This window comes from Chryseobacterium ginsengisoli, assembly GCF_039542325.1.
Taxonomy (GTDB): domain Bacteria; phylum Bacteroidota; class Bacteroidia; order Flavobacteriales; family Weeksellaceae; genus Chryseobacterium; species Chryseobacterium ginsengisoli.
In genome coordinates, this window is record NZ_BAABHX010000002.1 from 509,595 (window position 1) to 533,963 (window position 24,369).

Sequence of the window (24,369 nt, forward strand, 5' to 3'; positions counted from 1 at the left end):
TATGAAAAGAAAATTGCTATTTGGTGAAAGAATGTTATTGGGAGATGGTACAGAGCCTTTCAATACAGTAATTCCTTTCAGACTAAAAGGAACATTTGTCTTGAAAGAAATTCAGCATGCCTTAGACAGACTTCAGGAAAAACATCCGTGGTTAAAGGCCGTAATTAAACATGATGAAAAAAATGTTCCGTGGTTTGAAGTTTCGGAAAAAGCAAAAATCCCGATCAGAATTTTATCTAAAAAAGAAGAAAACGACTGGCTTGAAGAATCAAAAAAAGAATGGTACAAAATGTTTAATTACAAAGAACAGCCATTCATGAGATTTGTCTGGATCAAAGGCGAAGAAATTTCGGATATGATGTTTGTGTTCCATCATTGCTTATGCGATGGTGGTTCTGCAATGTCTGTTTTGGATGAATTTTTAAAAGTTTTGAATGATCCTTTAGCCGATATAGGCATTGAAAATCCGATTTTGGGAATTCAGGATGTGGTTCCTTCTAAAATTCTTTCGAGTTTTGGGCAGAAATTTAAAGCAAAAACAATCGGAAGACTGGCTGCAACGGCAATTAAGTTTGTTCCTGTTGGTAAAAAATCAGTTGACCGACAAAGTGATTATTTGATTCATTGGAAATTTAATCAGAAAACGAGTCAGGAACTTGTTTCTTACTGCAAATCGAATGAAGTGACTGTGAATACTTTTCTGAGTGCCGCCTTGCTTCAGGCGTTTAAAAAAGTGAGAGGTGAAGGAGCTTTCAACAAAGTTTCATGTCCGGTTGATATCAGACGTTTTGCGACCCAGATTAAAAATGATCACATTTTCGCTTTCGGATTGATGATCGTACTTTCTTCTGACCAAAAACTGAGTTTTACGGAAAATTTAAAACTAATGCAAAAATCAGCGGACAAAAAAACATCGAAACTCAATCCTTACATTACGATGATGGTGATGGAATCTGCGCATGATGCATTAGTCAATTTCACCAAATTATTAAAGAACGGAAAATCTTCCAACGATTGTATGTTTTCTAATTTGGGACGAATTCAGATTGAACATCAGTATAAAGAATTTTCGCTGGAAACGATTTTCAGTCCATCTGTAATTGGACCATTGGGAAATACGACAACGATGGTAACTTCTACTTTCAGAGGTGAAATGGATTTTTCTTTCATGGGAAGCGAGGGTTATTTACCTTATGTGGAAGCATTATCAATCCGTGATGAAATGGTGAAAATCGTAAAGCAACAACTGGAATATTTAGCCGTATCATGAGACAACTAATGATGGTGGAAAGGATCATGTATGTTGATGCCAAAACACCTTTAAACTGTGTATTTACCGCAAAAATAAGTGGAGAAATTCCTGAGGGAAATTTTAAGATTGCTTTATATAAAATTCAGCAAAAACATCCTCTATTAAGATCCAAAATCGATAAAAGTGAAAAATACCCGATTTTTGTAGAAGAAAAAGACATTGAAACTATTCCTTTTCGAATTGTAGAGCGAAAAACCGATGAAGATTGGCTTTCTGAATCAGGGAAAGAATGGTACCGTTCATTTGAAGATGATAAAAAACCATTGGCTCAAATTGTATGGGTTAAAGGAGAAAATACTTCAGAAATCCTTTGGGTGGTACCTCACTGCATATCCGACGGAACAACTGGTGTAACTTTGATGCGTGAACTTCTTTCTCTGCTGGATGATCCAAATATTGAGTTGGAATCTTATCAGGCTTTTAGTTCCATTAAAGATTTTCTGCCAACAGATTTAAATCTGAAAAAACAGAAAAGAAAAGCACGATTTTATCTGATGATGGCAAGATTATTTTTCTTAATTCAGAGTAAAAGTAAAAAAAGAAATCTTGGGGGAAATTATGCAATTCATAGAAAATTAAACTTGGAAACAACTGCTCAGATAGCAAAAAAATGCAAAGACAATGGTATTTCCGTTCATGCTCTTTTGTGCTCGGCTTTTATGCAGGCTTTTAAAGATGTTCAGGGTAAAAAAGCAAAAGGAAAAGTGATCAGTCCGGTAGATGTGCGTCATTTTATTCCTGAAATTAAAAAAGATCATGTGTTTGCTTTTGCTCCGACTGTTGAACTTTCGTTACAAAAAGGATCTCAGAATTTGCTGGAAAATGCTAAACATATCAAGAAGGATTTAGTTCAAAAAATAGAAAAAACAAACGCCAGAGAACTGTTGTGGATGGGTGAGCAAATGCATCCTATTGTTGAACGTATGATTTCTATGCTGAAATCAAGCAAAGGCGGACATGACATTACCCTATCAAATATGGGTAAGCTTGATATTCCGAGTGATTATAAAAACTTTAAACTGGAAACTATTTTTAGTCCCACTGTTGCTTTTCCGTGGCTGAATTCCAATACTTTGGTAGCAACAACTTTTAATCAACAGATGGATTTCACCTTTATGTCGAACGAAGATTTTCTTCCGAAAGAAGAAGCTGTAAAAATTAAAGATAAAGCTATCGAGCTACTGATTTCATGAAATTTAAAATAAAAAAAGTTCAACCAAAACCTCTGAAAAAAACCACTCTTAATCGCTTTTTAAGAAAGCGAATGCTTATCTATGCGCTTCCGAATATATTCTTTAATTTTATTATTGCATATGCGAGTTTTAATGAATTAGGATATACACATTTTTTCGCAGGAACACAGTGCTTAGCCAGATTAACTTTACCTATGGCTATATTTTTACCCGTTGTTCTTACTATTGATATTATTAAAAGAGTAACCGATGCTGCAAGTCAGAATGCTATTGAATTTGCTGTTGATGATCAACTGAATTTAAAAAAATTAATGACCAAACTAAGCATTTTGCACGGCTTGATTACGGTTTCATTAATACTATCAAGTTTATTATTTGCTCAGTATATTTTGTCTGAATTTTATAAGCTTGATGCAGCGGCGATGGCTTTCTTGGTTGGAATTTTGGCGGGCTTACTTTCTGTGGTGTTTACTTATTTGCCTATTTTACAACTAAAAAAATATTTGTACAAACCTATAATGATTTCGCCTAACGAAAGTTATTGACAAATAAAAGCCTTCATAATTACTTGAAGGCTTTTGTTTTATATTTTTGTTTGTTTTATTTTAAATTGGGGCAATCGATTGCAATCTTAATAAATAAAATAACTATCCCGACAGTGCAGGATAATTATTTATCATATTTATTTTAGATTGCGATAAAAAGAATCATAAATCATTAATCTGCCCTTATGAAAAAATATATTCTTCTCATTCTAGTTTCTCTGATATCCATATCATTATCGGCTCAATATAAACCATGGACTTCTGCAAAACAGCCTTTAAAAGAAATTGAGGCTCTAAAAAAGCAAATCAAAAAACCTGAATTCAGAAAAGTTGATTATTTGATAACAGATTTCGGTGCAATTGGAGACGGAAAAACGAAAAATACGGAAGCTTTCAAAAAAGCTATCGAAAAATGTAATGCTGAAGGCGGAGGAAGAGTTGTTGTTCCCAACGGAGTTTTTCTGACAGGAGCAATTTATTTAAAATCTAATGTCAATCTTCATTTAACAGACGGTTCTACGATTTTATTCAGTCAGGACAGTAAAGATTATCCTATCGTTTTCACGCGTTGGGAAGGAATGGAGTGCATGAATTATTCATCATTGATCTACGCTTACGAAGAAGAAAACATTGCCATTACTGGAAAAGGAACGTTAGACGGGAATTCTGATAATGACAATTGGTGGTTTTGGTGTGGTGCAAAACAATATGGTTACAACGAATCTCGTCCGGGAAGGCAAAATCCTGCCCGTGCAAAGCTTCACGAATATATGGCTGCGAGAAAACCTGCCAGAGAAAGAATTTTTGGCGACGGATATTATTTAAGACCAAATTTCATACAACCTTATAAATCCAAAAACTTCTATATGGCGGATGTTTTGGTTAAAAATTCTCCAATGTGGAATCTGAATCCGGTTTTGTGTGAAAATGTTTTAATTGAAAGAGTAAAAGTAATCAGTCACGGACCAAACAACGACGGTTTCGACCCAGAAGCCTGTAAAAATGTATGGATTAAAGATTCATATTTCGACACAGGAGACGACTGTATCGCCATCAAATCCGGAAGAGACGAGGACGGAAGAGACATCGGAAGACCTGCCGAAAACCACATCATCGAAAACTGCGAAATGAAAGACGGTCACGGCGGAGTTGTTATCGGAAGCGAAATTGCAGGTGGCGCAAAAAACATCTACGCCATCGGAAACGTAATGGACAGTAAAAATCTTGACCGAGCTTTAAGAATTAAAACAAGTTCAAGCCGAGGCGGAATCATCGAAAATGTATTTTTCTATAATACAAAAGTGGGTGCTTACAAAGAAGCTGCTGTTCGTTTCAATATGCATTACGAAAAGCCGGGAAATCATATTCCGACAATGAGAAATATCTGGGTGGAAAATCTAACGGTTGACAAAGGCGGAAAATATGCTATATTTTCTGATGCATATGAATCTTCCCCGGTAACAGATTTTACGATGATCAATGCAAAAATGACAGGCGTTGAGATTCCTTATAAAGTAGATTACCTGAAAAATGTGACTTTAAAAAATGTAACCGTTAACGGACAACCATTAACTGAGTTAAAACCATAAAATGCGAAGAAAAACCATTTTCGCCGGATTGATTGTTTTATCGGCATTCTCACTTTCATTTTCCCAGTCAAAACACTGGCAAGATAACGATCGTGAACTGCATTACAAAGAAGACAAAGGCGATTTTTTATTAGTCAACGGAAAATACAGATTCAACCGTGCGCTATATGGAGATAATCGTGCTTCGCGTGTGGAAGCTGGAGATTTGCCGGAATTTGCACTTTATCTTCCGGGAATGGGCGGAAATCTTCAGTTCGTTATTCAGAAAGGAAATTCAATTAAAAAATTAATTCAGGCGGATAAAATTGAGACACGTTACCGACCGGGAACGATGTTGTATGAAATCAAAGACCCTATTCTTGGAAGCGGAACTTTAAAACTTACCGTTTTGGCTCAGGCTACGGAAGAAGGTTTGGTTTTAAAAATGGAAACTGTCAATATAGATTCTTCAACAAAAATCTATGCAGTTTTCGGCGGTGCGAGTGGAACGACCTTCAGCAGAAACGGCGACATCGGCGCAGACCCGGAATCCGGATTTTATCTGTTGCCTGAATATTGTCTGAACAATCAATTTCAGGCATTAAAGAACCAATTTCAGTTAAATTATTTAAACAAGAAAAAAGAAGCTCAAATGGTAAACGGGAACTTTTCAAATGTTCCTTTTTTGCAAATGACTGATGCAGAAACATTGGAAAACCTTCCTACTTTTACTCAAAATAAAATAGTCAAATCTCCGATTATTTACGCTTCTTATTCTTCGCAAAAAAATCCGATTTATATTCAAATTGCGAAAGGAAAATCAGCTAAAAACTTTTCGGATGAAGATTTAAAAAACATATTTAACGAAGCTGAAAAAGCTCGTTTAACTTTAACCAATAGAATTCAGTTAAAAACTCCGGACGCAGATTTAAATAATTTTGGAGCGAATTTAGCAGTTGCAGCCGACGGAATCTGGGAAAGTCCGACCTTTCTTCACGGCGCAGTTGCTTGGAGAATGCGACTGAATGCTTGGAGAGGAGCTTACACAGCTGACGCGCTAAGTTGGCACGACAGAGCAAAAGAACATTTTGAAAGTTATGCGAATTCGCAGGTTTTAAAACCCGATTCTGCACCTGTAGAAATGGATACTTTGCTTCATTTGGCAAGAAGTGCAGAGAAAATGGGAACTTCGGTTTTTTCCAGCGGATATATTTCCCGAAACCCGAATGACAACACAAAACCGCATCATTACGATATGAATCTGGTGTTTTTTGACCAGATGTTTTCGCATTTCAATTACACGGGAGACAAAGAATTTCTGAAGAAAATGTGGCCGACGATGGTTCGTCATATAGATTGGGAAAAACGAAATTTCAAACGTGGAGATTTGTACGATGCGTATGCTGCAATTTGGGCAAGTGATGCGTTGCAGTATTCTGGAGGAAAAGTGACGCATACTTCGGCGTATAATTACAGAGCCAATCGTGAAATGGCAAAACTGGCGAAAATCATTGGCGAAAATCCTCAACCTTACGAACAGGAAGCTGATGCGATTTTGAAGGCAATGAAAAACCAGCTTTGGCTAAAAGATAAAGGTTATTTTGCTGAATACAAAGATGCTTTGGGCAATCAAATCGTTCACGACAAGCCGGGAATTTGGTCAATTTATCACGTTTCTGATGCTTTTATCTTAAATGAATTTGAGGATTATCAGAATTTACAATACATCAATAATCACACTCCAAAAATTCCGATTACGGTAAAAGGTGCAGACAATAAAGACTATTTTACATTAGCGACGACGAATTGGCAACCTTACGATTGGTCGATTAACAACGTGGCTTTGGCGGAAAATTTACAGACCGCTTTGGCGTATTGGCAAGCTGGAAGAAATGAGGATGCATACCAACTTTGGAAAGGAAATCTGGTTGAGTCGATGTATTACGGCATCAGTCCGGGGAATTTTGAACAGCTTTCTCATTACGATGCGTTTCGTGGAGAATTGTACCGTGATTTTGCCGACCCGATTGGTGTTGCTTCAAGAACCTTGACGGAAGGGCTTTTTGGAGTTTATCCGAATTTATTGGAAAATAAAATCAGCATCAAACCGGGATTTCCAAAAGACTGGAATTCTGCAGAACTGAAACTTCCGGATTGGGATTATCAGTTTAAAAGAACTTCAAAAAAGACGGAATACTTATTTAATTCAAAATATCAGAATCCAGTGTCGCTCGAAATGCAGATTCCTGTAAATTATTCCAACATCAAATCGGTGAAAGTGAATGGTAAAAATGTGGCTTGGAAGGTTAAATCTAATTCTATCTTACAGCCCATTATTGAGTTTGAAACTCAGGAAGGAAAAGATTTTAAAATTGAAATCAATTATTCCGGAATAGAATTAAAAAACGAACAGACAGATTTTACTAATTATATTTCAGAAAATCTTCAGTTGAATTTCGATTCAAAAAAGAAAATTAAAGAAGTTCTTGACCCGCAGGAATTGATTAAAACCAGAAACGGGAATCAATTTAATTTAATTCAGGAAGAAAGAAAAGGAACATTTTTCGTCCAAATAGAACAAAACGGTACAGCTTGGTGGCAACCTGTGAATGTGGATATCCGTTTTCCTTTGGAGACAAAATGGACAAATAAAAAATTGCAGATTCAATCAAAATCAGCAAATCAAATTAATGGAAAACTAAATGTTAATGGATTTAATAAAACATTTAGCATTCAAAAAAATCAAAATACATCGATTGAAATTCCATTAAACTATTTAAGCAAAGGAACCAATTCAATCGAACTTGATTATAATGGAATTAAGCAAAATATAGAAATCATAGACTGGGAAATTGAAAATCAAGGTCAGTTCAACAATATTTCATTGGCTTCAAAATATAACGAAAAAGTAACCGAAATATTCAACCAAAAATACCTTTCTCCAAGATTGGAAGTTCCGACTTTACAACTTCCTTGGCAGGGAATCGGAAACTGGTGTTATCCTTTAATCACTGCTCAAATCGATGACAGCGGATTAATGAACAAAAGAAAAAACGGCAAAGTTGAGTTTCTTGGAGTTCCATTTTTAATTGATAAATCCGATAAAAATATTGCGTTTGTGAGTCAGTGGGACAATTATTCTGATTCTCTTGAAATTTCGATTATGGGAAAAGGAAAGAAAATCTATTTCTTGATGGCTGGTTCAACCAATCCGATGCAGTCGCAGATTGTGAATGGGAAAATTACGGTTCAGTACGTTGATGGTTCAACCTCGGAATTAGAATTAAAAAACCCGACAAATTGGTGGCCGATTGAGCAGGATTTGTTTGATGATAATTTTGCTTTTGAAATTCAGGATGATAAAATTCCGTATCGGGTAAAATTGAAAACGGGAGAATTGTACAAAGGCGGAACTTTAACCAAATATTCAGGAATCAAAGGGTTTACAGACCGAGCTGTTGAAGGCGGTTCTGCGACGATTTTGGATTTGCCGATTGATCCGAACAAAGAATTAAAATCAATAAAATTAACAGCCGTGAGCAATGATGTTGTGATTGGAATGATGAGTGCGACTGTTTTGAAGTAATGATAAATAAAATATAGTTGACGGTTTGTCATTCCGAGGAGCGAGGAATCTATTAGAAAATTGAGATTCTTCACTGCACTTTGTTTCGTTCAGAATGACAAGCGTGAAAACATAAAATAAAAATTTAAAAATGAAGAAAATTGCAATATATCTGAGCCTTTTCTGCATCGGGTTTTCATCCTTAAATGCTCAGAAAATCGACCGAAAAAAAGTGGTTCAGCGACATAATATTGTCAATACCAAAGTTGATACTTTATCATCGTTAACGGTTGGAAACGGGAAATTTGCTTACACGGTTGACATTACGGGAATGCAGTCATTTCCAGAATATTATAAAAACGGAGTTTCTCTCGGAACTCAGTCAGAATGGGGGTGGAACAGTTTTCCGAATAAAGAAAATTACAAATTTGAGGAAACTTTAAAACCGTACGATTTCAATAATGATGGAAGAAAAGCTTTGTATTCTGTTCAAATCAAAGAGCCGGAAAGAAACAAAGGTGCTGTTGAATATTTCCGGGTCAATCAGCATCGTTTGCAGCTGGGAAATATCGGGATTGAACTGACAAAAAAAGACGGTCAGAAAGCGAAAATCTCAGATCTAACAAACATCAATCAAAAAATTGATTTGTGGACGGGAATTATTACAAGCGAATTTTCTTTGGAAGGAACTCCGGTAAAAGTCTGGACGGCTTCTTTTCAAAATTCTGATAAAATCGGGGTTAAAATTGAGTCTGATTTGATTGCTCAAAAAAGATTGAAAGTTTTTGCGCACTACCCTGCTCCGACCGGACAATTTTTGGATGATGCTGCTTTTTATGGAAATGAAAATGATCATTCTACAAAAATTATTTCATCGAATTCAACTCAGGGATTGATTGAACATAAATTACAAACTGCTGATTATTTTACTCAATTATATTTTACAGACGGAAAATTAAGCGAAATTGGAAAGCATAATTTCGTTTACGAACCATCCTCAAAAAGCAAAACAATAGAATTAAGTATTGAGTTTTCAGCTAAAAATCCAAAATCTGGTAAAACTTTATTCGCTGATGCTGAAAAAGAAAGCACTTCAGGATGGAAATCTTTCTGGGAAAGCGGTGCTGCCGTTGATTTCGAAGGAAGTACAGATCCAAGAGCCAATGAACTGGAAAGAAGAGTTGTTTTATCTGAATATTTAACAAAAGTACAGTGCGGAGGAAGCAATCCGCCACAAGAAACAGGTTTGACGTTCAACAGTTGGTATGGGAAACCACATACAGAAATGCATTGGTGGCATGGCGTTCACTACGCTTTGTGGGGAAGACCTGAGATTTTGGAAAAACAATTGGATTATTACTTTAGATCTTTTGAAAAAGCTAAAAAATTAGCCGAAAGACAAGGTTACAGAGGCGTAAGATGGATTAAAATGTCGGACAATGAAGGCAATGAAAGTCCGTCTTCTGTCGCCGCATTTCTGATTTGGGAACAACCACATTTGATTTATATGACAGAACTTTTATATCGCCATAATCACGATAAAAAAGTTTTAGAAAAATACAAAAATTTAGTTTTCGCAACGGCAGAATTTATGGCTGATTTTGCTACTTATGATAAAGAAAAAAACCATTACAATCTGGGAAAAGGCTTAATTCCTGCACAGGAAGTTTTTCCTGCAAAAGATACTTACAATCCAACTTACGAAGTGGCATATTGGGATTGGGCGTTAAAAACTGCTCAACAATGGAAGGAAAGATTAGGCGAATCAAGAGATAAAAAATGGGATGATGTGATTACAAAATTGGCTCCGCTTCCAATTCAGGATGGCGTTTATCTTTCGACGGAATCCGCAAAAGACTCGTTTACTTTTCCAAAATGGATGACTGATCATCCCGCTGTTTTAGGAGCATTAGGAATGGTTCCTGAGTCTCAGAAATTGGATAAAAAAATAATGAAAAATACACTCGACATCGTTTGGGAAAGATGGAATTGGGAACATACTTGGGGTTGGGATTTCCCTATGACTGCAATGACAGCAGCAAGATTAGGACTTCCGAACAAAGCTCTGGATGCTCTTTTTATGAATATTCAAACTAATACCTATCTGAAAAATGGTCATAATTACCAAGATGGAAGATTGAGAATTTATCTTCCGGGAAATGGCGGTGTCTTAACAACAGTTGCCATGATGCTTGAAGGTTGGGACAATTCTACCGGACAATTCCCAGGTTTCCCGAAAGATGGAACATGGAAAATAAAAGCAGAAGGTTTCGAAAAGATGCCTTAAAAAATACTTACATTCATATTACTGGAGTCTGTTCTGAAAAGGGCAGGCTTTTTTGTTGGGCTTCAGATTTGAGCATAGAGTTGTAAAATCCGAATCGTAATAAGCCTTGAAAGCTTTATATAAAGAAGGTTTTTCTAGTTTCGGATAAAAATTTGGGGATTTTAATAATTCAAATAACAAACACCATCAATAAATAACCAACTAATAACCAATTATTTAAAATTAATTTTAATATTAAACATGACGATTATCAGTTAATCTAAATTTTTGTATCTTTTAACAACCGTTTAAAATAATTATTTAAATTAGTTTTTATTGAACTAAAATAATATCCCGTATCCAAAAGCCATGGCAGAAACGTTTGAAATAAACATTAATGAACACTCCAGAGTTCCTAAATACAAACAGATCGTAGATTCTATTCTGAACGGAATTGACGGTGGAGAAATTAAAATCGGAGAAAAGATTCCTTCTATCAATGAACTTAGCGAATCTTGTTTCCTTTCAAGAGATACTGTAGAAAAAGCTTACAAAGAGCTTCGAAAAAGGCAGATCATTGAATCTGTAAAAGGAAAAGGTTACTACATTTCACGCATCAATAAGAATGACAGTATTAATATTTTCTTTTTGATCAACAAACCGAGTACTTATAAAATGATGATTTATGATTATTTTGTAAATGCAATCGGAAGTCACGGAAATGTTGAAATGTATATTTATCACTGCGATGAAACACTTTTTATCAATTCTTTAAAAAAGAATCTTGGTGGGTTTGATTATTATGTAATTATGCCCCATTTTCGTGATGAACAATCAAAACATACAAGCTCCACGCAGGAAGTGATTGACATTATCGAGAAGATTCCAAAGAATAAGCTGTTAATGCTTGATAACACAAAACCTAATATTTCAGGAGAGTATGGCTCTATTTTTCAGGATTTTGAACATGATATCTATAATGCTCTGAAAGAAGGTTTAGACAAAATTCAGAAGTACGAAAAGATCATTTTGGTTTATCCGGACAAAGATATTCATCCCTATCCTTTCCGTATTGCACGCGGTTTTGAGAAGTTTTGTAAAGATTTTAAGCTTGATTATGAAATTCTTGATGAGATTTATCCCGACATGGAATTACAGGATAAAGATATTTTCATTACAATAAGAGAGCGTGATCTGGTGAATTTGGTAAAACAGATCAGACAGAAAAATCTGAAACTCGGTGAAGACATCGGAATTATTTCCTATAATGAAACCCCATTAAAAGAATTGCTCGGAATTACTGTAATTACGACAGATTTTAAAGCAATGGGAGAATCTGCGGCTTATATGATTTTGAAAAATAAAAAAGAACAGGTAAATAATGTTTTTAAATTTATTCAGAGAGATTCGTTGTAATTATTATTTACTTTAAACAAAATTTATTTTAAACATCAACAAATGCAATCGATTGCATTTTCTTTAAAAATTTATTACTCAAAAAATATTTTATTTAATTATGATTAAAAAGTTAATTTTTGCCATGAGTTTTTTCATGGTTATTGCCGTTTCAGGACAGAAAATGAATGATAAAGATGCAGTTACTGCTGCAGCTGAAAAGTTGAGATTAGCCATGATTAGCGGAGAAAAACCGGCATTGGAATCATTGATCTTACCAGAATTAACCTATGGACATTCTGGAGGTAATATAGATGACGCAACCGAATTTGTTGAGAAGTTAGTCAGTAAAAAATCAGATTTTGTGACGATTGATATTACTAATCAAAATATCAATATCGTTGGGAATACAGCGATTTTGCGTCATCATTTTTATGCAACAACTGCTGATGCAGGAAAAACTCCGGGTGATGTAACTTTAGATATATTATTGGTTTGGGTTAAAATAAAAAACGACTGGAAATTATTAGCCAGACAAGCGGTTAAATCTGAAAAGAAAAAATAATCTATCAAAAATATAATAAATGAGAATTCGCAAATAAACTTTGCGAATTTTTTATTTTGAAATTGTCGATTTTGGCTAAAGCTAATCAAAATGAGCACAATAAAAAAACGGGCTAAAGCCCGTTCCTATTGATTGTAAACCTAAAAGGTTATTTTACTCTAAAATTCTGTAATTCCTCTGGCTTTTCACAACAAACCTGTTCCATCACCTGTCTGAACTGCATTTTAAGCATTTCAATAACATGATCGCCTCCTTTTTCTCCCAAAGCTCCGACTGCATACATAAAAGTTCTTCCCATAAAGGTAAATTCAGCGCCACAGCTCAAAGCTCGGGCAACATCAGGACCGGTTCTTACTCCGCTGTCCATCATAATTTTGATCTGACCTTTGTATTTTTCGCTGATATCTTTTACTACTGCAATCGTAGATTCTCCTGCATCAAGCTGTCTCCCGCCGTGATTGGAAATAATCATTCCATCAAAACCTAAGCGTACTGCTTCTGCTGCGTCTTCATCAGAAGCAACGCCTTTGATGACCAATTTTCCTTTCCATTTATCACGGATGGCTTTTATTCTGTCTGAATTTAATCTTCCTGAAAAAGTAGAATTCATGAACTGCCCGAGTTGTTTCACGTTCATGTTTTTATCCATATATTTTTCCATTGTTTTAAAACTTGGAACACCGTGTTTCAACATTTCAAGACACCATTGAGGTTTTGCCAAAGCCTGAGAAACATTTCTGAAATTCAGTTGCGGAGGCATCGCCAAACCATTCCTGATTTCTTTGGCTCTGTACCCAAAAGTAGGAACATCTGATAACACGCACAAAACATCATATCCTGAAGCTTCACAACGGTCAAGAATATCGTCTCTTAACCACTCTTCTCTCGGATGATACAACTGATACCAAGCTTTTCCTTCCGTCAATTCAGCAATTCTTTCGATACTGCTTGTTGTAACTGTACTTAAAATAAATGGAATATTATGTTTAAAAGCTGCTTTTGCTAAAATTTCTGGAGCATTGGGCCACATCAAACCTTGTAAACCAACTGGAGAAATTCCGAAAGGCGCGGAATATTTTACACCAAATAATTCTGTTTCCATATTGGCTTCCGCATAATTATTATTCAGGTAACGTGGACGAAGCAGAATATCTCTCAGTTCATTTGTATTTCTGTCTCTATTTATATTTTCATTACAGCCACCATCCAAATATTCAAAAGCGAAACGGGGCATCCTTTTTTGCGCTCTTTCAATTAATAATTCGAGCGAAGCATATTTTGTATCAAATGGAAATGCCATGTTTTAATAATTAAGAATTAATGGTTGAAGCACTTTCATCTGATAATGCTGCTGTAAAAAAGTTTCGTCTATTTTTTTATTGGAAATCACCATTGAAGCTCCCAAAGCAGAACCCAGCGGAGAATGTGTAGACATCACACTGTAGTGCTGAAAATGATGCGACATGAGTTTCATAAAAACATCATTATCTGTGAATCCGCCGTCGATATAAATGGTTTCGATAGCTGAGTTTCCAATAGCATTTTTGATGGTATGAATCTGTAAATCCATCAATTCGATCATTAACTGATGATAGGCTTCTTCGAAAGTTGCGAATGAATTTAAATCTGTCACAGTAATCATTTTTCGTTTTAAAATAATCCCTTCAAAACGGAAATAGATATTTTTATTTTTCATTAAACGCAAATATAAATCCTGATCAAACCGCACTTCTCTATGAAAACCATATTCTTTTCCATAATAAGCGCAAAGTTTTTCAACCTGAATTTTATATTCATTACCCATGAAAAAGCGGGATGCTTTTACACGTTTTCCATCGATTCGCATATAATTCAGACAGTTGTTTTCAATGTCTTCATCGGTTAAACTTTCATCATTAAATGGATTTAAAGAAATACTCCATGTTCCTGTTGAAAGTAGCAAAAATGGTTCTTTTTTACTTAAAATATAAGGTAAAAGTGCTGAAGAACTGTCATGAATTCCGACACCGATTTTAATTTTTTTATTTCTGTAAGAAGTATTTATACTTGCAGAAGTTGGTACAATTGGTGGTAATAAAGCATCAATTTCTTCTTCATAAACCCAATCGTGATAATCCGCTTTGTCGTAGTCCCACAAATTCGTATGACAACCGATTGAAGTAAATTCAGACACACAAATTCCTGTAAATAAATACGACAGATATTGTGGTAAATGAAGACTATATCGAATTTTTTTGAAAACTTCCGGGTGCTTATATTTTAACCAAAATAATTGCAACCCTGAGTTTAGCATTCCAGCTTGAGGTGAAGCTGTTTCACGGGCAATTTTTAGTTTTCCTCCATGTTTTTCGTAAAATAGATCAAGAATTTCCTGATCCATCGGTTTGGTATAATTGTACAAAGGCGTCAGAACATTTCCTTTCTGATCAAGATGCACAAAACTTGCTCCGTAAGTAGAAAAATTAATTGCTCTTACTTCATAATTTTCATCATCGAGAATGGCATTAAAATTATCTTTGATCCAGTTTTGTAATGCCGGAAGGTCTTCCGTCGGATAACCATCTTCATCAGTGGTGAGCGGTAATTCTGTATATTCCCGAACGACTTCCTGATAATTTTTATCAAATAAAAAGAACTTTTTATTGGTCTTTCCAATATCAAATACTATGGTTACCTTTTTCTTAGACATTCTTGCGATGAATTAAATTTTATAATGGAATGGAAATTAGTTTTTTAATATAATTTGTAACTATTTAAATTTTTAACACCATTAAGGAGTGTTTAGATATTAAGAAAAATAAGAAATAATCCACATGATTTCTTACGTAGCAATGCTTAAAATCTTAACCATCTAAACACTTTCAACCTTAATGATTAAAAATATAAGGATACATATAATTTAAAACTTTCGATTGCACTTGAAAGTCGAAATTATCTAATTTAAAAACAGGTTTTATAACCCTGTTGCTTTTACATTTAAACCTCTTTCAGAAATTAAATTCTCTCTTACTTTAAGGTTTCTATAAGCAGCGATTGGGTCTAATGCTGCACCTGTCTGTAATCTTGCAGCTTTTAATAATGGGCGAACATCTGTTCTGTATGCGTTCTGTAAAATTTCCTGCGCACGAACGACATCGTTATTCAATTGAGCATCTTTCAATGCTTTTTGATCTACTAAAAGAGCCTGAGCATAAGCAATTAAAATCGCTTCCAAAGACTGAATCAGATCTTCCAACGGATCTTTGATGTTGTGACTTGCATCAATCATCCAAGCAGGATAAGGGTTGTTTGGATTATTTTCAATTCCGTACACCAATTCATTAAAAATCAAGAACAAAGCGTAAGGTTTAATTGATCCAACTGTTAAATCATCATCGCCATATTTGCTGTCGTTGAAGTGGAAACCACCTAATTTTCCTTTGTACATTAAGGTTGCAACGATTTGTTCGATATTTGAATTAGGCAAATGATGACCTAGATCTACCAACGTATAAGCTCTTTCACCACAAGCATTTGCCAACATGAAAGACGTTCCCCAATCCTGGATTGTCGTTGAATAGAAATTCGGTTCGTAAGGTTTATATTCGATGAATAATTTCCAGTCATCCGGCATTCCTGCGTAGATTTCTTTTAAACTTTGTTCAGTTTTTGACAAAGCGGTCTGGAAATTCAACTGTCCCGGAAAACTTGCTCCATCCGCTAACCAAACGGTTAAGCTTTTTGAACCTAATTCTTTTCCGATTCTGATTACCTCTTTATTGTGTTCTACGGCGTAGGCTCTCGAATCTTCATTTGCAGCATTCAAAGAACCAAATTTATAAGATTGTTTTGCTCCCGGCTGATCCTGAAAAGTGTTGGAATTCATAGCGTCAAAAATCAATCCGTGGGAAACTGCTTTTTCTTTAATCGCCGCCACATCACTCGGAATATCCCAAGGAATATGTAATGAAATCGCTCCTGCAGAATGTGTTAAGGCATGAATTAAACCAACATCATCTAATTTTTGTTCTAAAGAAGAAGGTTCTCCTCCGTAAGAAAATCTTCCGAAACGAGTTCCTCCAGCTCCTAAAGCCCAACTTGGAATTGCCACCTGAAATTCGGCAATTTTGTTGACAATTTCAGCAACATTTGCTCCCGATCTTGTTAATTTATTTTGTAGAAAATCATAATCTATATTAAAATTTTCAACCTCATTTTTATTGTACTGTTCTATAATATCTTTTCCTATAATCATGATTTGATTTTAAATATTTAAAATTGAAAGCTCACAGAAAGCAAGCCTTCAATTTAACAAATTAAATAATTCTTTTTCAGCATTAAAATTTTATCTCGGAAAAGCATTTGCCATACCTCCGTCTACATTAATGATATTTCCTGTACTTTTATCTAAGATCGCAACACAAGCAAAAACTCCGTTGGCAATATCTTCAGGAAGAATAATTTCGTTTAATAAATTTCTTTTTGCGTAAAATGCAGGTAATTCTTCAACAGAAATTCCGTTGGCTTTTGCACGGCCTTCTGCCCAAGAACCTTCCCAAATTTTACTTCCTACGATAACTCCATCAGGATTTACAACGTTGACTCTAATTTTATCAGCTGCCAATTCCGCTGCCAATAATCTTGTCATATGTTGTTGAGCTGCTTTTGCAGTTCCGTAAGCGACATTGTTTGGTCCTGCAACCAAGCCATTTTTACTTGCAATATTGACGATATCTCCTCCTAAACCTTGCTTTTTAATGATTTCAACACCACTTTTTGCCATCAAAAACTGTCCTTTTACCAAGACATTTTCTAATAAATCCCAGTCTTTTGCTGTAGTATCTTCCAAAGATTTAGAAATTGCCAAACCTGCTGAGTGAACGATAATATCTACTCCACCAAAAGCTAAAACAGTTTCTTTAAAAGCATTGCCAATCGCTTCTTCACTTGTCACGTCACAAGGAATAGCTACCGCCTGATCTTTACTGTATTTTGCAGTAACTGAGTCTACAGCTTCCTGATTTAAATCTGTGAAAACAACGACTGCACCTTCCTGAACCATTTTGTCAGCAATTGCCTGTCCGATTCCACCTCCGGCTCCGGTTACAACAGCAATTTTTCTTGAAAGTGGTTTTTCTTTAGGCATTCTCTGAAGTTTTGCTTCTTCCAATAACCAATATTCGATGTCGAATGCTTCCTGTCTTGGTAAAGAAGTGTATTCAGAAATTGCTTCTGCTCCACGCATCACATTGATTGCATTTACATAAAATTCACTTGCAACACGAGTCGTTTGCTTATCTTTTGAGAAACTAAACATTCCAACCCCTGGGTAAATGATGATCACAGGATTCGGATCACGCATTGCAGGACTGTTTGGATGTTTGCAAGTCTCGTAATATTCTTTATATTCTTGTCTGTATTGTTCGAAAAGAGGATTTAATTTATCTAAAATAGCTTTAGAATCGCTTAAATCTTCATTTTTATCTAAAGTCAAAACCAAAGGCTGAATCTTTGTTCTTAAGAAATGATCCGGACAAGATGTTCCTAATGGCGCCAAACGTTCAAGATCATTACTATTGATGTATTCCAAAACCACATCGCTGTCCGTAAAATGACCAACCATTCTGCTTTCGGAAGAAGCTAAACCTCTTAATAAAGGCATAATCTGAGCAGCTTTGTTTTTACGTTCATCAGCAGGAAGAGATTCCACTTTCTGACCACCAAAAACCTGTCCGTTCTCTACGATTTTTTTAGCGATATATTCTGAAGCAGTTTCTATTACTTCTAAACTGTTGATATAACATTCATAAGAAGTGTCTCCCCAAGTAAATAATCCGTGACTGCCTAAAACAATTCCTCTGATTCCAGGATTATCGTTTAAACATTTTTCCAATTGTAATCCTAAATCGAAACCAGGACGTTGCCAAGGAACCCAACCCATTGTATCTCCCCAGATTTCTTTAGTGATTGCCTCACTGTCTTTTGCCGCAGCAACAGCAATCAAAGCATCCGGATGAAGGTGATCGATATGTTTGAATGGAAGTAAACCATGAAGAGGTGTATCAATAGAAGGCGCTTTGCTATCCAAATCGAAAATACAGTGATTGAACAATCCTACCATTCTATCTTCATCTGCTAAGCCCTGATAAACATTTTTAAGATTACGAAGTCTATCTGTGTACAAACCTGCGATTCCTTTTCTGGTTAAAGTTCCGATGTCGCCACCTGAACCTTTTACCCACATTACCTCAACTTCTTCGTTGGTCAATGGATCTTTTTCAATGGTTTTGCAACTGGTATTTCCTCCTCCGTAATTGGTAATTCTTAAATCTGCCCCTAAAATGTTTGATCTGTATAAAAATAAAGCAACCTGATCATCTCCAAAAGAAGCTGCTTTGTTTTCATCCCATAAATAGTCTACATATTTGAATGTTTTTACTTTTTCCATTGTTTACTTATATTTCTGAATTTTACCCAAAATTAGATTGTTATATTTTTTACAGCATCCCGTACTATACTGGTAAATGCCTTATTTAAAGAAGAATTAACGTTAAAAATTTTAACTAAATTCAACTTTATATCAATCTTCTTGGAGTTATTTATGATTAATATTTTATGATTGTGTGACTTATAAATTTTAAACATTGAAAAACTTAAAGGTTAATTAAAGAAAAATATTAAAACACTTTTAAAATGTTTATGTGATTATTTTCTTAATAAACTGAAAATTTCTCAATGTTTAAAATAAATTTAATTTGGTTATTAATTAATACCCCGGAAGTTGAGTCAGATTAGGATTATCGACTAAAGGATGACCAGCAGAAGCAGAAGCAAAAGGAAGCAACTCTGTTTTATTTGGCACAAACCCGTAGAAAAGACCTTCTCCACCACCTTCGATCCAGTTTGGATAAGTTCCTCCGTTTTCAGCAGAACCGGTTGGTTTAGTATATATAATTGCTCCAACTTGAATTGCGTTGAAACCTCCTGTAAATCCTACAGCCTTTCTTGCATTTCCATTAAAAGTACTTGTATAGGCTTCAAACATCTTAGTAGGATACCATTTGTCACCAGCAGCTACCGTTTGTCCGTGTGCTGTAACTATACTTGCCAAAGCAGTTTGATAAGCAGCATAATTTGCAGCAGCCGTAGGCACATTTTGAACGGTTGCAATTTCTGCAGGACTCGTTATATCAATATATTTAAGTGCTAAAAACGGATCTCCGTAAACCTGTGCATTTTTTTCAAATTTATAAAGACGCAATGCAACTGTATTTGCGTAAGCTCCGGTTTTATTTGATAAGTTTTTCATTGCCTGTTTTGTAGCTTCAATTTCGCTAGCAATACGATTCATTCTTATTAAATCAGTACGAAGATTGAATTCTCCAGCAAATTCCCACTTACGTTCTTGAACAATAGCACTTTCAAATGCCTGTTGACCACTTGGGGCAGCTAAAGATCCGATTCCAGCACGGTTTCTCACCTGCATCAACGCTGCTGTTGCAGCACCAGTAGGTCCACCATTTAAATAATTTTGAGTTTCTGCATACATTAATAAAACATCTGCATATCTAATAATCGGAATGTTTAGATTACGGGCATCTGCAGCTTGTGGAGCAACGCCCCATCCCATTCTGAATTTACCTGGTAAGATACATGAATAGGTAGTTCCTACATTCACCCAAGTATCTGTTGCTGCACCAGCATTTAAGAAATAAATACTGTATGAAGTACAAGAAACATCTCTACGTGTATCACCAGAATTAAATGACAGATAATAACTTGGCAAAATAAACTGTAATGCTTTACGTGAACCATATGTACCGCCACGAGATCCTTCCATAGCATAAACACCAAAGGATGAGTTTGTATTCGGTCCATATTCTGCTATGTGCCAAAGCATCTCCGGATCGCTTACTCCATATTTTCTTTGACAGAAATTGAACCATAAAGCTTCAAAACCACTTTTGCCACTTTGAGCCTGTACCAAACTATTTGTACCACCATTGATTACAGCCGCAGCTGCTGCATCTGCAATTTGATACAATTGCTGAACTCTTGTATTGTCAGGACGACGAGACATTGTTCCTGCTGCTCCGGTGTTAAGATCCCATCTAAGAGAATAGCCTGCTGCATACAAAGCAATTCTCGCCAGCAAAGCATTACCCGAAGCTTTTTTTAAGCGCTCATTTGTTCCGGTAGTCGGTAAATCATTTACCGATTCCTGCATATCAGCGATGATACGATCGTAAATTATATCACGGGAAGTACGTTTTGGATATAAAGTATTAGGATCATTAGGATCTGCTTCTACTAATGGAATCCAAACTGCTGGAACATCTCCGTAAACTCTGATTAAATTATAATAACAAAATGCACGAAGAGCCTTTACTTCTGCTAATAATGCATTACGTTTTGCACTAACAGGCATCTTGCTTAATCCGCTGATCGCGATATTAGTTCTCTCTATAGATGCATACATTACTGAATAGACCCCTGTAAGTGTATAAGGTGTTTTTGCATCATAGAAATAATTACAAATATTGTATTTGGAATTATTTGTTGTGCCATCTTCAGCAGAGTGAACCACTGTATCACCAGCTCCTAATTGATAATACATTTCAGTAGGAACTATACCTCTGTAACAACCTTGAACATAAATATCTGCAGTATCCAAACTTTGAAACACCGATTCTGTATCAGATGTATTAGTTGATGGCTGATTTAGAAAATCATTACTGCATGAATTAATACTCAATGAGGCGATAAAAAATGATGGAATTACTACTAAGCCTTTTATAAATGTGGATTTAATTATATTTTTCATGATCTAAATATTAAAAAGTTAAATTGATACCAAGAACATAACTTCTTGAACGGGGGTAGGCAGAGCTATCATATCCTGGTGTTATCGAAACACCTGTTGCTGCTGCTACTTCCGGGTCATAGCCAGAGTAACCGGTAATTGTAGCTAAGTTATTAACTGTAAAATAAATACGTGCATTAGTTACTGAAATTTTTTCTAGGAATTCTCTATTCAAACTATACCCAAGAGTTAACTGAGCAATTCTAAGATAAGATCCATCTTCCACATAATATGAAGAAGGATAAGTAATGTTGGCAGTATTTGTATTGCTTAAGCTCCAAAGACTTGAACTTTCATTAGGGTTAAGTTCTTTTAATCTTACTAAATTAGTAGTTGCTTGTCCTGTATTAGGATCAATCAAATGATAGTAATTATTTCCAAATTCTGAAGGTGTATTCTGATACAGTGCATACGGACTCAAACTTTGTTTGGTAGCATTATAAATATCTCCACCAACGCTGAATTTCATAAATACTGACAAATCAAAACCTTTGTAAGAAAAGTTATTACTGATACCCCCAATAAAATCTGGCGTACCATTTCCTATTTTTACCAATTTTCTTGTAAACTGATCTCCTGCTTCGTTATCAGCAGCAAATTTCATATCTCCTGGTTTTGGAGTTCCTGTTGCTGGTTTTACCACGCCAGGTTTTAGCGTCAATGTTCCGTTTGGTGCTTGGGTAAAATCATCAGTCGTGTAGATTCCTTGATAAACATATCCGTACATATCTCCTAACTGTTCTCCTACAGTGGCATAATAAGTTACCTGACCACCTCTGTTACTTCCTACTGTGAATGTTCTGAAGTCTCTTCCATTTTCAAGAGAAGTCACTTTAGACTTATTAAAACCAATATTAGCGTCTGTCGTCCATCTGAATTTCTCTGATTTTAAATTGACTGTGTTAAGTGTAAATTCGTATCCTTTATTAGTCATAGTTCCAACATTCTGATATTGGTTTGAATAACCTGTATGAGCTGGGAGTATGGTTAATAATATCATGTTGGTCACATCATTTTTATAATATTCTGATGTTAGTTTTATTCTATTATTGAAAAATGCTAAGTCTATCCCAATATTAGTCGATTTCATAGCTTCCCATTGTAGATCGATATTACCGTAAGTTGAGCTGGTTACATAAGCCGGATTACCTATTGTATTATTCAAAGGATAGTCTGTAAGTATGACATTGGTTCTCCACAAGTTGCTTGGAACATCATTGTTTCCAGTTTCCCCATATTCAAACCTTAATTTCAAATCGTTGATAATATTATTAATCTTATGGTCTTTCCAGAATCCTTCCTGAGAAACGCGCCATGCAGCAGCTCCAGAAAGAAACGTCCCATATTGGTTATCACGATAAAACTTAGAAGATCCGTCACGACGTATTGTACCTGTTAATAGATATCGGTTATCGTAAGAATAGTTTACACGTCCAAAGTAAGAAAGCAGAGTTACCGGAGCTGGTTTGTCTACACTTTTATCTCTTACTGTAGCATTATCGATTTGATCCAGACCAAAGTTTACAAATGGAGGGAATTTACTTAATGAAATAGTGTTTCCTTCAGATTTTCCATATATTGCTTCCGTACCGGCAAGAGCAGTAATCTTATGTTTTTCAGCAAGAGTTTTATTATAAGTTACTGTATTAGTAATCTGATAACTGTAAGATTCGGCATTGCTTATGCTTCCATTGATTCCTGTATTTACAGGATCTGTTAGGAATGCTTTGGAGTTTTCATCAGAAAATGCAGTTGATTTGCTGTTGTTAAAGGTATATTGTCCCGCAGTTCTGAATGTGAAATCTTTCAGGAAATCAATTTCCAAACCAACATTGGCTACAAATGAACGTGAACGTTTATTAGCTGTAGAAGCATTATTTTCTATATAAGGGTTTTCTGTATCATAAGAAGAATCATAAGCAGAAAAATCACCAAAGGTTTGCGTATTGTATAATTGATCTAATGAAAATTTGGTTCCACCATTGATAGGCTGTAGAAGTACTTTCTTCATTCCACCGAACGATCCTCCTCCATTCACAGAATTAGAAGTGAACATTGAACCAAAATCTACTCTTACTCCTTTATAAAGTTCGGATTTGATATTTGCACGCAAAGAGTTGCGGGTTTCATCATGATTGGCAAGAATACCTTGTTGTTTATTATAATTATAACTGATAAACACCTGAGTTTTCTCACTACCCGCAGAAATATTGAAGTTTTGGTTTTGAGTCAACCCTGTTCCGCCAAATACCTTATCCTGCCAATCCAATGAAGGAGCAGATGCGTAACGACTGTTGATCCTGCTATATACCCCTGTATAAAATCCCGGAGAATCTGTTCCCAAACTGTTATCATAAACATTACTCCACTGTGCTGCTTTCCCTCCGAGTTGTGCTAACTCATACTGATATTTCACATAATCTTCTGAATTGGAAAGCATATCCAGTTTCTTAGACAGCATATCAAAACTCATAAAAGAGTTATAATTAACCGTAACCTTTCCCTTCTTACCGCTTTTAGTTTTAATTATTATGATACCGTTAGAACCACGCGAACCGTAGATTGCGATGGCTGAAGCCCCTTTTAATACATCAATACTTTCAATATCATTAGGATTGATAATATTCAATGCATTATCCAACTGGAAACCATCTACAATATATAATGGATCTGTACCCTGAGTGATAGAAGCACCACCACGAATGGTTACATTGGCACCCGCTCCAGGAGCACCTCCTGCCGTGACAATATTCAGTCCGGCTGCTCTACCCTGTAAAGCCTGTAAAGCATTCATTGCTGGTGTTGCGGCTAAATCTTTTGCAGATACAGAAGATACGGATCCAGTTAAATCTGATTTTTTTACTGTTCCGTAGCCAATAACAACAACCTCTTCAATTTCTTTCGTTTTTGCAGAATCCTTAACTGTTTGCCCAAAGACAAAACCAGACGCAAGCAGAAATAAAGGTGCAATTAATGGCTTTAAATTCTTGTTTGTAATTTTTAAAGACATATATTAAGTTTTAGTAACATTAAATTTTTATTTAGCCAATGTACACTGTTATAGAAATTTCGGCATCCTGCAATATCCTGCATCTTAATTTTCATAATTTATCTTAAT

14 protein-coding genes are annotated in these 24,369 nt (G+C 35.4%); 8 read left to right on the plus strand and 6 right to left on the minus strand.

From position 1 onward, the window contains the following. Position 1 precedes the first annotated feature (1 nt). The 8 genes from ABD940_RS07375 (at position 2) to ABD940_RS07410 (ending at position 12,409) form a co-directional block, all read left to right on the plus strand. Entirely contained in the window at positions 2 to 1,270 is a 1,269-nt protein-coding gene (locus ABD940_RS07375) for a condensation domain-containing protein (RefSeq protein ID WP_345201695.1), read from the plus strand. After that, positions 1,267 to 2,505, plus strand: a complete 1,239-nt coding sequence (locus ABD940_RS07380; RefSeq protein ID WP_345201697.1) for a condensation domain-containing protein — start codon at positions 1,267 to 1,269, stop codon at positions 2,503 to 2,505. The genes ABD940_RS07375 and ABD940_RS07380 overlap by 4 nt, the downstream gene beginning before the upstream one ends. After that, positions 2,502 to 3,050 (plus strand): hypothetical protein, encoded by a 549-nt coding sequence (locus ABD940_RS07385; protein ID WP_345201701.1) that lies wholly within the window; start codon positions 2,502 to 2,504, stop codon positions 3,048 to 3,050. Before ABD940_RS07380 ends, ABD940_RS07385 begins: the two co-directional genes overlap by 4 nt. A gap of 185 nt (positions 3,051 to 3,235) precedes the next feature. Then, positions 3,236 to 4,639, plus strand: a complete 1,404-nt coding sequence (locus ABD940_RS07390) for a glycoside hydrolase family 28 protein (RefSeq protein WP_345201705.1) — start codon at positions 3,236 to 3,238, stop codon at positions 4,637 to 4,639. Position 4,640: 1 nt separating this feature from the next. After that, a complete protein-coding gene (locus ABD940_RS07395) occupies positions 4,641 to 8,204 on the plus strand; it encodes a DUF4450 domain-containing protein (RefSeq protein WP_345201710.1) in 3,564 nt (1,187 codons plus the stop codon). 130 nt (positions 8,205 to 8,334) lie between these two features. Next, the gene (locus ABD940_RS07400; protein WP_345201713.1) at positions 8,335 to 10,470 is read left to right on the plus strand and encodes a hypothetical protein; all 2,136 of its coding nucleotides are present in this window, start codon (positions 8,335 to 8,337) and stop codon (positions 10,468 to 10,470) included. Positions 10,471 to 10,818: 348 nt separating this feature from the next. Next, entirely contained in the window at positions 10,819 to 11,865 is a 1,047-nt protein-coding gene (locus ABD940_RS07405) for a GntR family transcriptional regulator (protein ID WP_345201716.1), read from the plus strand. Between the two features lie 124 nt (positions 11,866 to 11,989). Then, positions 11,990 to 12,409 (plus strand): nuclear transport factor 2 family protein, encoded by a 420-nt coding sequence (locus tag ABD940_RS07410; protein WP_345201719.1) that lies wholly within the window; start codon positions 11,990 to 11,992, stop codon positions 12,407 to 12,409. A 148-nt stretch (positions 12,410 to 12,557) separates the two neighbouring features. Here ABD940_RS07410 and ABD940_RS07415 read toward each other — a convergent pair whose 3' ends face one another. The 6 genes from ABD940_RS07415 to ABD940_RS07440 form a co-directional block, all read right to left on the minus strand. Next, positions 12,558 to 13,709 (minus strand): alpha-hydroxy acid oxidase, encoded by a 1,152-nt coding sequence (locus ABD940_RS07415; protein ID WP_345201722.1) that lies wholly within the window; start codon positions 13,707 to 13,709, stop codon positions 12,558 to 12,560. A 3-nt stretch (positions 13,710 to 13,712) separates the two neighbouring features. Then, the gene (locus tag ABD940_RS07420) at positions 13,713 to 15,098 is read right to left on the minus strand and encodes an FGGY-family carbohydrate kinase (RefSeq protein WP_345201724.1); all 1,386 of its coding nucleotides are present in this window, start codon (positions 15,096 to 15,098) and stop codon (positions 13,713 to 13,715) included. A gap of 264 nt (positions 15,099 to 15,362) precedes the next feature. Next, positions 15,363 to 16,643: a sugar isomerase gene (locus tag ABD940_RS07425; protein WP_345201728.1), complete on the minus strand. Its 1,281-nt coding sequence runs from the start codon at positions 16,641 to 16,643 to the stop codon at positions 15,363 to 15,365. Positions 16,644 to 16,733: 90 nt separating this feature from the next. Further along, complete coding sequence (locus ABD940_RS07430) at positions 16,734 to 18,836, minus strand: bifunctional aldolase/short-chain dehydrogenase (protein ID WP_345201735.1); 2,103 nt, start codon at positions 18,834 to 18,836, stop codon at positions 16,734 to 16,736. A 318-nt stretch (positions 18,837 to 19,154) separates the two neighbouring features. Beyond that, positions 19,155 to 21,212 (minus strand): RagB/SusD family nutrient uptake outer membrane protein, encoded by a 2,058-nt coding sequence (locus tag ABD940_RS07435; RefSeq protein WP_345201739.1) that lies wholly within the window; start codon positions 21,210 to 21,212, stop codon positions 19,155 to 19,157. Positions 21,213 to 21,222: 10 nt separating this feature from the next. After that, a complete protein-coding gene (locus ABD940_RS07440; RefSeq protein WP_345201741.1) occupies positions 21,223 to 24,261 on the minus strand; it encodes a SusC/RagA family TonB-linked outer membrane protein in 3,039 nt (1,012 codons plus the stop codon). Positions 24,262 to 24,369 lie beyond the last annotated feature (108 nt).